The sequence below is a fragment of the Rhizobium sp. TRM96647 genome (assembly GCF_025780115.1).
In the GTDB taxonomy this organism is placed as follows: Bacteria; Pseudomonadota; Alphaproteobacteria; order Rhizobiales; family Rhizobiaceae; genus Mycoplana.
Genome location: NZ_JAOXHF010000006.1, coordinates 176,027 through 189,176, shown reverse-complemented (window position 1 = coordinate 189,176; position 13,150 = coordinate 176,027). Strand labels below are relative to the sequence as shown.

Here is a 13,150-nt window from a genome sequence, read left to right as displayed (position 1 = left end):
TGAGTTTCGCCGTCAACTATAGGCTGGCGCCGCATTTTGGAAGCCCGTTATGCGTTACCCGTGTCACACGACGGTGAAAGCCGGTCCGGCAGGTCGGGCTCGGCTGGGAGGGCATTCGCCCCGTATCCGCGTCGCTTCTTCTGCTCGGCCTGGCGGCGAAGGGCCGTGCGGGCGGCCTCCATCGACCCGAGAAAGCAGGACTTGCTGCGGCCGCGGGTCCCGATCCGCCCCCAGTGGCGCATGACGGCGACCTCCCCGAACAAGGTGGGTTCGAGCGTCAGCGCGTAGTAGCGTGCCATGTTGCGGGCCGGATCGATGCGGCGCAGGACGATGGTGTCGGTCGGGGGCGAGGGCGCTTCACTCATGGGGAGAGTCTCGCGGACGGCGAATCGATCGTCCAATGAAAGGTTTGAATCGGTTGACGCCGACCGATTCATCCTTGTGATGCCTGCGGTGGCCACGCCCTTGTGGATCGGGCCTCGATGCCATATATTTCGCATTGAAAAGATGGCAACGGATATGGCGGTATTGACATGGTACAGGCAGTGAAGATCCGGCAGGACGGCGCGCCGCTGGTGCTCGCCTATATGGGTCCGGGCGGCAAGATCGCCGCCGACGAGGTCGCGGACGGCTTCGGCATGTCGAAGAGCCAGCTGGCGGAGACGGCCGGCCTTGCCCGCGAGACGCTCTACCGCGCCGAGCGCAGCCGTGGCGCGAAGACGCAAGGCCGGCTGCGCGAGATGCTGGAGATCATCAGCCGGATCAGCGAGTGGGCCGGCGGCAAGGAGCAGGCCATGGCCTGGTACCGGGCCCAGCCGATCGCCGCCTTCGGCGGGCGGACCGCCGAGGCACTGGTGAAGGACGGCAAGGCTTCGGCCGTGCGCGACTATCTCGACCATGTCGCGCTCGGCGGGTTTGCGTGAGGTTTGTCGGCACGGCCTACCGGGCGCATGACCCGCGTTGGTCGTTCAGGCCGATATCGGGGGAGGGTGCGGCGATCCGGGGCGCCCGGTTCAATCCGCGCGGGGTGCCGGCGCTCTACCTCGGTCTCAGCGTCATGACGGCGATAAAGGAGGCCAACCAGGGCTTTGCGCATCGCATCGACCCGTGCGTCCTCTGCTCCTACGACATAGACTGCGAGGACATTGCCGACCTCTCCACGGCCGAGGGCCGCCTGTCGGCCGGCGTCGCCCTGGACGAGCTTGCCTGTGCCTGGGCCATGGCGGTCGCAGAGGGCCGGCGGCCGGCGTCCTGGGCCGTCCACGACCGTCTCGCGGCGCGGAACGTCGCCGGCATCGTCGTGCCGAGCTTTGCGCCCGGCGCCGACGAAAGCGACCACAACCTCGTCCTCTGGGACTGGGGACCGGGCCTGCCGCACCGCGTCACGGTGTTCGACCCCAGCGGCCGCCTGCCGAAGGACCAGCTTTCCTGGCGATAGCGCAAGCGGCCGGCGCCGTGCGCGTGCACGTTGCTTGATAGTTACATATTTGACAGTTACGTCTGTAACCAATTCTGGATCGGCCGTTTGCGGAGGAGGTGGACGCCATGCTGGACAAGGCCCATGAAGCGGTCACTGAGGGCGCGGTGACGTCGAACACACCGGGATACATGCCGGGTTTCGGCAACGACTTCGAGACGGAATCCCTTCCCGGCGCCCTGCCACAGGGGCAGAACAGCCCGCAGCGCTGCAACTACGGCCTCTATGCCGAGCAGCTGTCCGGCTCGCCGTTCACCGCCCCGCGCGGGACGAACGAGCGGTCCTGGCTCTACCGCATCCGCCCCTCCGTCCGCCACGCCCGCCGCTTCTCCAATGCGAGCTATCCGTTCTGGAAGACGGCGCCGTGCCTGGACGATCATTCGCTGCCGCTCGGCCAGTTGCGCTGGGACCCGTTGCCCGCACCAGTGGAGACGCTGAATTTCATCGAGGGCATCCGCACGATGACCTCGGCCGGCGACGCGCTGACCCAGACGGGCATGGCCGCGCACGCCTATGTCTTCAATGCCGACATGGTCGACGACTATTTCTTCGACGCCGACGGCGAATTGCTCGTCGTGCCGCAACTGGGCGCGGTCCGGGTGTTCACGGAGATGGGCATCATCGACGTCGAGCCGCTGGAGATCTGCCTGATCCCGCGCGGGATGATGTTCAAGGTCACCCGCCTCGGCGAGAGCGACAGCTGGCGCGGCTATGTCTGCGAGAATTACGGCGCGAAATTCACGCTTCCAGACCGCGGGCCGATCGGCGCGAACTGCCTGGCCAACCCGCGCGACTTCAAGACCCCGGTCGCCGCCTTCGAGGACAAGGAGACGCCCTGCAGGGTGCATGTGAAATGGTGCGGCCGGTTCTACGTCACCGAGATCGGCCACTCGCCGCTCGATGTCGTCGCCTGGCACGGCAACTACGCGCCGTTCAAATACGACCTCAGGACCTATTCGCCGGTGGGCGCCATTCTCTTCGACCATCCGGATCCGTCGATCTTCACGGTGCTGACGGCGCCGTCGGGCGAGGAGGGGACGGCGAACATCGACTTCGTCATCTTTCCGCCGCGCTGGCTGGTCGCCGAGCACACCTTCCGTCCGCCCTGGTACCACCGCAACATCATGAGCGAGTTCATGGGACTGATCCACGGGCAGTACGATGCCAAGGAGCAGGGCTTCGTTCCCGGCGGCATGAGCCTGCACAACATGATGCTGCCGCACGGCCCGGACGCCACCGGCTTCGACAAGGCATCGAGCGTGGAACTGAAGCCGGTCAAGCTGGACCACACCATGGCCTTCATGTTCGAGACCCGTTTCCCGCAGCAACTGACGAAGTTCGCCGCCGAACTGGAGACGTTGCAGGACAACTACATCGAATGCTGGGACGGGCTCGAGCGCCGCTTCGACGGCACGCCGGGCATCAAGTAGTGGCAGGAGAGCGGCCCGGCAGCGCCTTATACCAACCTGCAGTGATATTGACCGATTGCGCCGGAGCGATTTTGGCCTGCGGCCAGGAGGAAACCGCAGCCGGACCTGTCGGTCCGGCGAGGATTTTCGACGCCGTCCGCAGGCCAAAAGCGCCCGGCCCTCCGGGTGGGCCGCCTGTCGGCCACCGACAGCGTCGCAATCCTCGACCGATGCCCAGGCATCGCTCTGCGGTATGCTCCTTGCCGGATGACCGCAGGCGGTCCCACGCAATCGGTCAATATCAGTGCAGGTTGGTATTACGCGTTCAGGCCAGCAGATTGGCGAAGCGCACCGAATAGACGCGGTCGCGGCCGAGCAGATGCGCCACCAGCGTCTCGCGTTCGAACAGTCCCGCCATCGCGCGGTGGCGCAGGTCGAGCCCGCCCGTGGTGACGCCGAAGGCCGGCATCAGCAGCCGTCTTCCGTCCGTGGCGAAGCAGGGCCGGCGCACCGACTTGTCCCGCCGGCGCACGGTTGCCGAAGGGTGCAGGTGCCCCGCGATTTCGCCGGCGCCGTCCTTGTCCGAGGGTTCGTGGCGGAAGGCGAGCCCGGCATAGTGGAGCTCGTCGGCCGACTGGCCCGGCAGGCCGGTGGTGCCGTCCGGGTCGTGGTTGCCGTTGATCCAGATCCAGTCGCGCCCGCGCGCCATCTGCCCGATCCGGGCGCGGAAAGCCTCCGGCAGGTGCGCCGAGCCGACGCGGTCGTGGAAGTTGTCGCCGAGACTGACGACGACGGCCGGGTCGTGCCGCGCGATGACGGCTTCGAGGATCTTCAGCGTCGCCAGCGTGTCATAGGGCGGCAGCAGCATGCCGCGGCGCGCAAAGGCCGCGCCCTTTTCCAGATGCAGGTCGGAAACGACGAGGAGCCGCGTCGCCGGCAGGTAGAGCGCGCCGAACGGATCGCACACGGCCTCGACGCCGGCGACGACCGTGCGGGCCGACAGCGCGCCGAAATCCTCGATCTCCATCGCGGCAAGCGCGAGCCTGTTCATCGGCACTCCATTGTCATTCTTCTCGGCGGCCGATCTCGCGCCGGCTTGTTTCGGCCTCGCGCATCGCCGCCTCGCCCATGGCCTCGGCGATCAGGTCTTCCGCCGCCTCGGCCAGGACCTGGTCGTGCGCCTCGCCGGTGACCGGCTCCTTGCCGATCTCCAGCATGACCGGGACTGCGAGCGGCGAGATCCGATCGAGCGCCCGGTGGGTGATGTGCCCCCTGATTCGGTTCAGCATAGCGCCGAGCCGGGCGATGTCCAAAAGCCCGGCCGCCGCATCCTGCCGGGTTGCGTGCAGGAGGATGTGATCCGGCTCGTGGCTGCGCAGCACGTCATAGATCAGGTCGGCCGAGACCGTCACCTGCCGCCCGGTCTTTTCCCGGCCCGGGTGACGCTGGTCGATCAACCCTGCGATCACGGCGCAATTGCGGAAGGTGCGTTTTAGCATCCAGCTTTCGTCGAGCCAGGCCTCCAGGTCGTCGCCGAGCATGTCCTCGTCGAAGAGGTCCGAAAGCGATGGCCGGCCGGCCCTGAACGCAGCCCCCAGGTCGTCCAGCGCCCAGACGGCCAGTGAGTAGTCCGTGGCGACGAAACCGAGTGGTTTCAGGCCCGCCCGCTCCAGCCGGCGCGTCAGCAACATGCCGAGCGTCTGGTGCGCCAGCCGCCCCTCGAAGGCATAGGCGACCATGTAGTGGCGGCTGCCGCGCGGGAAGGTCTCGATCAGAAGTTCGTCGCGCCGCGGCAGCATCGAGACGTCGTCCTGAATCGCCAGCCAGTCGCGAACCTGCGCCGGCAGGGCCCGCCAGCGCTCCTGATCGGCCAGCATCGCCCGCACCTGCTCGGCCAGATAGGTCGACAGCGGAAACTTGCCGCCGGCATAGACCGGCACCTTCGGATCCATCGAGAACGCCTGGCTGACCAGGCATTCGTTCTCGCGGATCGCCTCGAAGCGCAGCACCTTGCCGGCAAAGAGAAAGGTATCGCCGGGCGTCATCGTCTCCAGGAAATATTCCTCGACCTTGCCGAGGCTCGCGCCGCCCCGGCCGAGCGAGCCGCGCGCATTGCGCCGCACGAGCCGCAGGTTCAGCATCGGCATCTCCACGATCGTGCCGAGGTTCATCCGGTACTGCTGCGCGACCTGCGGGTTGGAGACGCGCCACAGCCCGTCCTTCGTCCTGCGGATCCGCGCATAGCGCTCGTAGGTGCGCAGCGCATAGCCGCCGGTGGCGACGAAATCGACGACGCGGGCGAACGTCTCGCGCGGCAGTGCCGCATACGGTGCTGCCGAGATAACCTCGGCAAACAGCGCATCCTCGTCGAAGGGGGCCGCGCAGGCCATGCCGAGCACGTGCTGGGCGAGCACGTCGAGCGCGCCCTCGGTCATCGGCGGCGTATCCTGCACGCCGATGTAGTTGGCATCGAGTGCTGCCTGGCACTCCATCACCTCGAAGCGGTTGGCCGGCACCAGGATCGCCCGGCTCGGCTCGTCCATGCGGTGGTTGGCCCGGCCGATGCGCTGGGCGAGCCGCGAGGCCCCCTTCGGCGCGCCGACATGGATGACGAGGTCGACGTCGCCCCAGTCGATGCCGAGATCGAGTGTCGAGGTGGCGACCACCGCCCGCAGCCGATTCTCCGCCATCGCCGCCTCGACCTTGCGGCGCTGGCCGACGTCGAGCGAGCCATGATGCATCGCGATCGGCAGCGTCTCCTCGTTGATGTTCCAGAGTTCCTGGAACAGCATCTCCGCCTGGCTGCGGGTGTTGACGAAGAGCAGCGCGGTGCGGTGCTCGCGGATCGCCTGGTAGACTTCCGGCATGGCGTAGCGCGCCGAATGGCCGGACCAAGGGATGCGTTCCTCGCTCTTCAGGATGGTGATGATCGGCCTCGCCCCTTCCGGCCCGAGCACCAGGCCGGCATGGTGGTCGGCATCGGGCGCCTGTTCGACCAGCCAGCGGCGCAGGTCCATCGGCTCTGCGACCGTCGCCGAAAGCCCGATGGTGCGCAGGCCGGGCGCGAGCCGGCGCAGCCGCGCCAGCCCGAGCGACAGCAGGTGGCCGCGCTTGGACGTCACGAGTGAGTGCAACTCGTCGAAGACGACGAACTTAAGGTCCTTGAAGAAGCGCTCCGCCTCGCCGTTGGCGATCAGCAGTGCCAGTTGTTCCGGCGTGGTCAGGAGAATGTCCGGCGGGTTCAGCCGCTGCCGCTGGCGCTTCGATTGCGGCGTATCGCCCGTCCGCGTCTCGATCGTCACCGGCAGGCCCATCTCTTCCACCGGCGTCGTGAGGTTGCGCTCGATGTCGACGGCCAGCGCCTTGAGAGGCGAGATGTAGAGGGTGTGGATGCCGGCGAAGCCCGATCCCGGCGGGATCCGCCCGCGGGCGAAAAGATCGATCAGCGACGGTAGGAAGCCGGCCAATGTCTTGCCGGCGCCGGTCGGGGCGATCAGAAGCAGGCTCTCGCCCGACCGTGAACGTGCAAGTAGCTCCAGCTGATGCGCGCGCGGCGCCCATCCCCGCGCCGAAAACCACGCGGCAAAGGGGCGGGGCAGGAGGGCGTCATGCCCAGGATCGGTGGAATGGGTCGCGCTCACGGGGCGAAGCTAACGCATATCACGAAGCGACGATATCGAATTTCGGTTTGCAACGCAGGTGAATTCAACACGTTACGCCGACGTGAGCCGCAGCGCCGTCGCCTCTTTGCGGAAGCTGCTTGACTCGGCGCTTAATCATGGATAAAAAATATCCATGATTTAGGAGGCAATCTTGAAGCTCGGCGACGGCGTTGAACAGGCGATCCACAGTGTTGGGATGCTGGCAGGACTTTCCGGCGACGGCGTGCTGTCGGCGGCGGCGCTTGCGGAGTTCCATGGAGCCTCGACCAGCTACCTGCTGAAGCATTTGCAGGCGCTGTCGGGAGCGGGAATCCTGCAGACCGTTCCCGGACCGCGCGGCGGTTACCGGCTGGCGCGCAGGCCCGACGAGATCACGCTTCTCGATATCGTTCTTGCGGTCGAAGGCCCCGCGCCGGCGTTCCGCTGCAAGGAGATCCGCCAGCGCGGCCCGAACCCGCTGCCGCAAACGTCCTTCACGCGCCCGTGCGGGATCAATGCGGCGATGCTGCGGGCCGAGCGGGCCTATCGCGCCGAACTGGCCAAGACCACCATCGCCGACATCCTCGGAGATCTCGCAATGACAGACGAGGACGGCGCCATCGCCGCGCGCGGATGCGCCTTCCTCGAACAGCATGAGCGCCGCTCGCACTGACCGCCGCCAACCGAGCCCCAACCCGAAAGGAAGACATGATGCAACCGCGTTTCAATTTCTTCAAAGCCTCCCCCGAATCCTACAAGGCCGTCGTGGCGCTGGAGGAATTCGTGCAGAGTTCCGGTCTCGAGCGTCGCTTCATCCATCTGATCAAGCTGCGCGCCTCGATCATCAATGGCTGTGCCTACTGCGTCGACATGCATGTGAAGGAATCCCGCCATGACGGGCTTTCCGAACAGTGGATCAACCTGATGTCGGTCTGGCGGGAATCGCCGGTCTACGACGCCCGCGAACGGGCCCTGCTCGGCTGGGTGGATGCGGTCACCAACATCGCCCAGACCGGCATTCCGGACGCGGCCTACGAGGAGTTGAAGGCGCATTTCTCCGAGGCGGAAATGACCAAGATCACGGTGGCGATCGGCGCCATCAACGTCTGGAACCGGCTTGCCGTCGGCTTCCGCTCCCAGCACCCGCTCGACAAGCCCGCCCAGGTGGCCTGACGCGCCATCTGGCAAGGGAAATAGCCAGCAAGGGGCGGCCGCGTGCCGCCTCTTTCCGTGCGGCGACCTCTCATACGGCGACGTAGCGGTCGGAGCGATGGTTGATCGTCAGAAACAGGTTCAGAACCAGCGCGCCGATCACCGAGCAGAGTACGATGTACGGGGCCGCGACTGCGAAAGCCGCGGCCAGCACCACCGCGTCGAAAGCGAGTTGCACCAGGCCCGCCCGCCAGCCGAACCGGTCCTGCAGGTAGACCGCGAGAATGCCGAGCCCGCCGAGGCTGGCGCGGTGGCGATAGAGCGCCAGCAGCCCGAAGCCGAGCAGGACGCCCGCGAGAAGCGACGTCCAGACGGGATCGAGCGTCTCTATCTTCAGGTAGTGCGGCTGGATCTCCGTGATCAGCGACGTCAGGCCGACGGCGGTGAAGGTCTTGATCGTGAAGGCCTTGCCGAGCCGGCTGAGCGACAGCAGGTAGAATGGCAGGTTCAGCACCGTGTAATAGAGGCCGAAGCCGTAACCGGTCAGGTATTGCAGGATGAAGGCCACGCCGGCGATACCGCTGGTCACCAGCCCCGCACTGCCGATCAGCGACAGCCCGAGGGCTGCGATCATGCTGCCGGTGAAGATGCCCTGAGCATCCTCCAGCAGCGAATGGCGCGTAGGCGCAGGATTCCAGAATCCAAATCGACGCTTGTCGCCGCTCATCGACGTCTCCGCTGCAGAAAGTTCTTTGTTCATATATTGCACTGCAACAAATGCAAGACGGAGGGACGGCAACGTCAGGCGGCAGACGCGCTCGGCCCCGGTTCGCCGCATCTGGCGAGGTAAAGCCTTCCGGTAACCGGGGTGCCGGCATCCATGCGGATGACGGTTTGCCGGCTCTGGAGCACGGTGAATCCGGCTTTCTCCGCGCAGGCGCGCACATAGCCTTCGCCATGGGCATAGCGCAGCGACGGGCGCAGGACATAGGTCTCCTCCGCCCCGGCATCCTCGACCGAGAAGGCAAAGTGGCCGCCGGCCGCGACGAGCTTCTCTGCAATGGCGAAGACCGGTGAAAGATCGCCGAGATAAATCAGGACGTCGGCCGCGCTGGCGAGATCGGCGCGATGGGCGGGAAGATCGGTATCGAAGACGCCGCTTTCGTCAGGGGGCAGCGAAAGGTCCGCCCGGGCGAGCCGGTCGTAGACCGCTTTCTCCCGGGCCTTGGCCAGCATCCTGGCCGAAAGGTCGAAGCCTTCAAGGAATGTCGCGCGATCGCGGACCCGCTCGCCGAAGAGCCCGGTGCCGCAGCCGAGATCGGTCACGTGGGCGAATTGGCGGGTCGCGATGCCCTCGTCGACAAGGGCTGCGAGCTTCTGGGGCACGCTGTAGCCGAGCCTGTCGACCAGCGACTTGTCGAAGCGTTGGGCATAGTCGTCGAACAGTTGTTGGACGTAGCGGCTCGGCGGTGCGGCGGGAACATCGGCGGCGCCGAGAACGGCAAGCCGCAGCGTCGCGCCGAAGGGATCATTCGGCGCGAGTGCGAGCACCCGGCCAAGGGCCGCCGCAGCCGCCCTCCTGTCCGTCGCCTTCTCCGCATATTCGGCCAGGCGGTACCAGCCGGCCGCCCAATCCGGGGAAATCTCCAGCGCCTGTCCCATGAGTTCGATAGCGCCCGAAAAATCGCCACCTTCGGCGAGCATGCGGGCATAGTCGGCGCGGCGATGGGCGAGGGCGTCGCCGGAGGCATGCTGCGAGGCGAGAGGCATGGTTGCGTCTTTTTGCGTGAGGTGGCATCGCTATTCGGCAAGCGCGGCCAAAACGCAAGCAGATTCGGCGCCCGCGTTGCGGTTTTCGCCGGCGCGCCTTATGAGAAGACGCCCCATGCGGGGGCGGGAAGAAGGAGCAGGCAGCATGTCGGACGGCGTCAACAGGTTCCTCGGCGATACGCCGCTTCGGATCGCCGTGAAGCTTCTGATCCTGTCGGTGGCGCTCGGCTTCGTGATGTCGGTGCTGGGCCTCTACCCGGACGACATCCTGCGTGCCGTCCGCGATTTCATCGTCAATCTCTGGGAAACCGGCTTCCAGGCACTCGGCCGCGTCGGAGACTATCTCGTGCTCGGCGCGGTGATCGTGGTCCCGGTCTTCGTTCTCATCCGCATCCTGAGCTACAGACGCTGACATGACGACGAAGACGACGAACCCGATCCGCCGCAGGGCTCTTCTGGCGACCGCACTCGGCGCGACTGCGACGGCGATCTCGAGCTGCACCACCATGGGCGTGATCGATACCGCGTCCGATTCCAGCGACCAGACAGACGCCACGCTTGTCATGATCAACAAGCTGAGGGCCGATCGCGGGCTGGAACCCTTGTCGCGCCAGCCGGCCACCGCCAATGCGGCGCGCGACCAGGCGCGCCGGATGGCGGCTGCGGGCAAGATGCAGCACAATATCGGCATCGGTGCGGATTTCGCCAAGCGGATGAAAGGCATGGACGTGCCCCTGCCGGCGGCCGAGAACATCGCCGTGGGACAGGACGATGCGGCGCGCGCGTTCCAGGCCTGGGTCGATTCGCCCAAGCACCTCGCCAACATGTTGGGTTCCGGCTATCGCGGCCTCGGCGTCGCCGAAGCCAGGAGCCCGAAATCCGGAAACCGGCCCTACTGGGCCATGGTGCTTTCGAGCTGAGCGGGATCGACCGGTCCCGTGGCCGAATCCGGGTGCCGGACCGTCAGATGCTCCGGTCGGCCCAGTGGTCGGTGCGCGTTCCGCGGATGTCGCGGATCGAGGCGAGCCGTTCGCGGTCGCAGACCTGCGAAAGCCCCCTGACGATCGTGGCCGGAAGGCCCGGCCCCGCATAAATCATGCAGGAATAGAGCTGCACCAGGTCGGCGCCCGCGCGGATCTTTTCCGCTGCCGTCTCCGCCGAGTTCACCCCGCCGACGCCGATGATCGGCAACGCCGCACCGACCCGCCTGCGCATCTTCGCCAGCACCGCCGTCGACTTGGCAAACAGCGGCTTGCCCGAAAGCCCGCCGGCTTCGTTCGCATGTGTCCGCTCGGTGAGGCCGTCGCGCGACAACGTTGTGTTGGAGACGATCAGGCCGTCGAGATCATGGGCGAGCGCCACCTCGGCGATGTCGTCCAGCCCTTCCTCGGTGAGGTCGGGGGCGATCTTGAGGAAGACGGGCACGCGCCGGCCCGCGCGTATCGCTTGCTCGTCCCGTGCCGCGAGCACGGCAGAGAGTAGGGCGGACAGGCTCTCGCGTGCCTGCAGGTCGCGCAGGCCCGGCGTATTGGGGGAGGAGATGTTGGCGGTGAAGTAGCGCGCCACGTCGTAGAAGGTGCCGATCCCTTCGACATAGTCGGCGATCCGGTCCTCGATGTCCTTGTTGGCGCCGATGTTGACGCCGATCAGCGACTGGCGCGAGCAGGTCTTGAGACGCCGAAGTGCGGCGGCATGGCCCTCGTTGTTGAAGCCCAGCCGGTTGATGACCGCTTCGTCGGCCGTCAGCCGGAAGATGCGGGGCTTCGGGTTGCCGTCCTGCGGCCGGGGCGTCACAGTGCCGATCTCGGCGAAGCCGAAACCGAGCCGGATCAGCGCCTCGGGCACCTCCGCGTTCTTGTCGTAGCCGGCCGCCATGCCGAGCGGATTTGCGAAGTCGAGCCCGGCGATCGTCTGGCGCAGGCGCGGGTCGGCGCGCAGGCCGCAGGCAGGCACGAGCCCGCTCCTTAGTGCGGCAATCGACAGGCCGTGCGCGGTTTCCGGATCGAACAGGAACAGGCCCTTGCGGGCGAGGTCGGCGAACGCCATGTCAGTTCATCTCCGGAAAGAGGTGCGTCCCGTCGGCGCCGAGCGGCAGCGGCTTCTCCCAGAGCACGGCATCGAGCGGAAGGGCGCCGTAGAGATGGGGAAAGAGCTGGCCGCCGCGGGACGGCTCGTAGACCAGCGCCTCTCCGAGCGCCGCACCGTCGATCGCGACCAGAAGCAGATCCGTCTGTCCGGCAAAGTGCTTTGCCGCCGTCTCCTTTGCCTGGGCGGCTGTGGAGAAGTGGATGAAGCCGTCGGCAAGGTCCACCGGCGCGCCCTCGAAGCTGCCCTTGCTGCGGGCGGATTGCCACAGACTTGCCGGAACGATCTTGTATATTATCTCGGACATGGTGTGCTTTCCTCTGCGCGGCCGCGGATGCCTTCGATCCTAGCGCTTGCCGCATCACCGCGGGAAAGTCCACGGGCAAAATCGATTGCCATTGCCGTTTCAAGGAGGAAGTCGCATGCGCAAAGTGATCGTCGGCCTGGCCTTCGTGTCGCCGCTGCTGCTGTCCGGGCCGGGCCTTGCCGAAGGCGAGGGACGCTATCAGATGGAGCGCACGGACGAAGGTTTCGTGCGGCTCGATACCGTCACCGGCGAGGTTTCGCTGTGCCGGGAGACCTCCGGCCAGATGGCCTGCCGCATGGCCGCCAACGAGCGGGCCGCCTTCGAAGAGGAGCTCGATTCGCTGACCAGACGTGTGGAAGCATTGGAAAAGGCGGAGAAATCGGCGCTTTCCAGTGATAAACCGCGCCTGCCGACCGATGAGGAGATTGACCGGACCATGGGCATCATGGAAAGAATGATGCAGCGCCTGATGGCTATCGTGAAGAATCTGGAGGGTGAGGAGGAGAAGATCGCCCCCCAGCAGCCGGTGCCGGAAAAGACCTGAGCGCCGATGTGCCCACGTCGAACCGCGTGCCATCATGACCGTGCTCTTGGGAGGGAGCCCGCATGACCACAGGATTGACGATCATCATTGCAGATGACCACCCGCTCTTCCGCGGCGCGCTGAGGCAGGCGCTGCTCGGAAGCGGCGACGAGGCCACGATCGTCGAGGCCGGGGACTTCGACGCCGCCCGCGCCTCGGCCAGCCGGTGTCCCGATGCCGACCTCATGCTTCTCGATCTCTCGATGCCCGGCGCCAGCGGCCTGTCCGGCCTGATCACGTTGCGGGCGGAACATCCGGGCCTGCCGGTGATCGTGGTCTCGGCCCGCGACGATGCCGCCACCATCCGCCGCGCATTGGATCTCGGCGCCTCCGGATTCATTTCCAAGTCCGCCTCGATCGAGGAGATCCGCGAGGGTATCGCGGCCGTCCTCGACGGCAACATCTACACGCCGAGCGACTATCAGCGCGGCCCCGAACAGGATGCGGAGGTCGGCGACCTGATCAACCGGCTGCGCACGCTGACGCCGCAGCAGTCGCGCGTGCTGTCGATGCTGGCCGAAGGGCTGCTCAACAAGCAGATCGCCTACGAGCTCGGCGTATCCGAGGCGACGATCAAGGCGCATGTGTCGGCGATCCTGCTGAAGCTGAACGTGGACAGCCGCACCCAGGCCGTCATCCAGCTCGGCAAGATCGGATCCACCTCCGCGGCTGCCGCCTGAACGCATTCGACCGGCGTCATCGGCGCTTCACCCGACATTCGCATGG

Annotated in this window: 16 protein-coding genes; 9 read left to right on the top strand and 7 right to left on the bottom strand. The window is 66.4% G+C overall.

The features are described 5' to 3' along the window. Positions 1–47: 47 nt before the first annotated feature. Entirely contained in the window at positions 48–365 is a 318-nt protein-coding gene (locus OCK02_RS13535) for a WGR domain-containing protein (protein WP_263813506.1), read from the bottom strand. A gap of 168 nt (positions 366–533) precedes the next feature. Between OCK02_RS13535 and OCK02_RS13530 the strand changes: the two genes are divergently transcribed. The 3 genes from OCK02_RS13530 (at position 534) to hmgA (ending at position 2,907) form a co-directional block, all read left to right on the top strand. Next, entirely contained in the window at positions 534–923 is a 390-nt protein-coding gene (locus OCK02_RS13530; RefSeq protein WP_263813505.1) for an MbcA/ParS/Xre antitoxin family protein, read from the top strand. Then, positions 920–1,438, top strand: a complete 519-nt coding sequence (locus OCK02_RS13525; protein WP_263813504.1) for an RES family NAD+ phosphorylase — start codon at positions 920–922, stop codon at positions 1,436–1,438. The genes OCK02_RS13530 and OCK02_RS13525 overlap by 4 nt, the downstream gene beginning before the upstream one ends. A 107-nt stretch (positions 1,439–1,545) precedes the next feature. Continuing rightward, positions 1,546–2,907 carry a homogentisate 1,2-dioxygenase gene (hmgA, locus tag OCK02_RS13520; RefSeq protein WP_230807648.1) on the top strand — a complete coding sequence of 454 codons (1,362 nt, stop codon included), beginning with the start codon at positions 1,546–1,548 and terminating at the stop codon, positions 2,905–2,907. A gap of 304 nt (positions 2,908–3,211) precedes the next feature. Here hmgA and pdeM read toward each other — a convergent pair whose 3' ends face one another. Continuing rightward, the gene (pdeM, locus tag OCK02_RS13515; protein ID WP_263813503.1) at positions 3,212–3,937 is read right to left on the bottom strand and encodes a ligase-associated DNA damage response endonuclease PdeM; all 726 of its coding nucleotides are present in this window, start codon (positions 3,935–3,937) and stop codon (positions 3,212–3,214) included. Positions 3,938–3,950: 13 nt separating this feature from the next. After that, the gene (locus OCK02_RS13510) at positions 3,951–6,527 is read right to left on the bottom strand and encodes a ligase-associated DNA damage response DEXH box helicase (protein ID WP_263813502.1); all 2,577 of its coding nucleotides are present in this window, start codon (positions 6,525–6,527) and stop codon (positions 3,951–3,953) included. A gap of 172 nt (positions 6,528–6,699) precedes the next feature. Here OCK02_RS13510 and OCK02_RS13505 point away from each other — a divergent pair, with 172 nt between their 5' ends. Further along, entirely contained in the window at positions 6,700–7,200 is a 501-nt protein-coding gene (locus OCK02_RS13505) for an RrF2 family transcriptional regulator (protein ID WP_263813501.1), read from the top strand. A gap of 38 nt (positions 7,201–7,238) precedes the next feature. Then, positions 7,239–7,700 (top strand): carboxymuconolactone decarboxylase family protein, encoded by a 462-nt coding sequence (locus OCK02_RS13500; RefSeq protein WP_263813500.1) that lies wholly within the window; start codon positions 7,239–7,241, stop codon positions 7,698–7,700. A gap of 70 nt (positions 7,701–7,770) precedes the next feature. On the opposite strand, the gene OCK02_RS13495 is transcribed toward OCK02_RS13500, so the two are convergent. Continuing rightward, positions 7,771–8,406 carry a YitT family protein gene (locus tag OCK02_RS13495; protein ID WP_263813499.1) on the bottom strand — a complete coding sequence of 212 codons (636 nt, stop codon included), beginning with the start codon at positions 8,404–8,406 and terminating at the stop codon, positions 7,771–7,773. A 74-nt stretch (positions 8,407–8,480) separates the two neighbouring features. Then, the gene (locus tag OCK02_RS13490) at positions 8,481–9,449 is read right to left on the bottom strand and encodes a class I SAM-dependent DNA methyltransferase (protein WP_263813498.1); all 969 of its coding nucleotides are present in this window, start codon (positions 9,447–9,449) and stop codon (positions 8,481–8,483) included. A 145-nt stretch (positions 9,450–9,594) separates the two neighbouring features. Between OCK02_RS13490 and OCK02_RS13485 the strand changes: the two genes are divergently transcribed. Continuing rightward, positions 9,595–9,861 (top strand): DUF6460 domain-containing protein, encoded by a 267-nt coding sequence (locus tag OCK02_RS13485; RefSeq protein WP_263813497.1) that lies wholly within the window; start codon positions 9,595–9,597, stop codon positions 9,859–9,861. 1 nt (position 9,862) lies between these two features. Then, positions 9,863–10,369, top strand: coding sequence for a CAP domain-containing protein (locus OCK02_RS13480; protein WP_263813496.1), 507 nt, complete (start codon positions 9,863–9,865; stop codon positions 10,367–10,369). A gap of 43 nt (positions 10,370–10,412) precedes the next feature. Here OCK02_RS13480 and OCK02_RS13475 read toward each other — a convergent pair whose 3' ends face one another. Both OCK02_RS13475 and OCK02_RS13470 read right to left on the bottom strand, forming a co-directional pair. Continuing rightward, on the bottom strand, positions 10,413–11,495 hold the full coding sequence (locus OCK02_RS13475; protein WP_263813495.1) for a quinone-dependent dihydroorotate dehydrogenase: 1,083 nt from the start codon (positions 11,493–11,495) through the stop codon (positions 10,413–10,415). A gap of 1 nt (position 11,496) precedes the next feature. Next, positions 11,497–11,841, bottom strand: a complete 345-nt coding sequence (locus tag OCK02_RS13470; protein ID WP_263813494.1) for a DUF952 domain-containing protein — start codon at positions 11,839–11,841, stop codon at positions 11,497–11,499. Between the two features lie 115 nt (positions 11,842–11,956). On the opposite strand from OCK02_RS13470, the gene OCK02_RS13465 reads away from it, so the two are divergent. Both OCK02_RS13465 and OCK02_RS13460 read left to right on the top strand, forming a co-directional pair. Next, a complete protein-coding gene (locus tag OCK02_RS13465) occupies positions 11,957–12,385 on the top strand; it encodes a hypothetical protein (RefSeq protein WP_263813493.1) in 429 nt (142 codons plus the stop codon). 62 nt (positions 12,386–12,447) lie between these two features. Further along, positions 12,448–13,104: a response regulator transcription factor gene (locus OCK02_RS13460; protein WP_230807319.1), complete on the top strand. Its 657-nt coding sequence runs from the start codon at positions 12,448–12,450 to the stop codon at positions 13,102–13,104. Positions 13,105–13,150 lie beyond the last annotated feature (46 nt).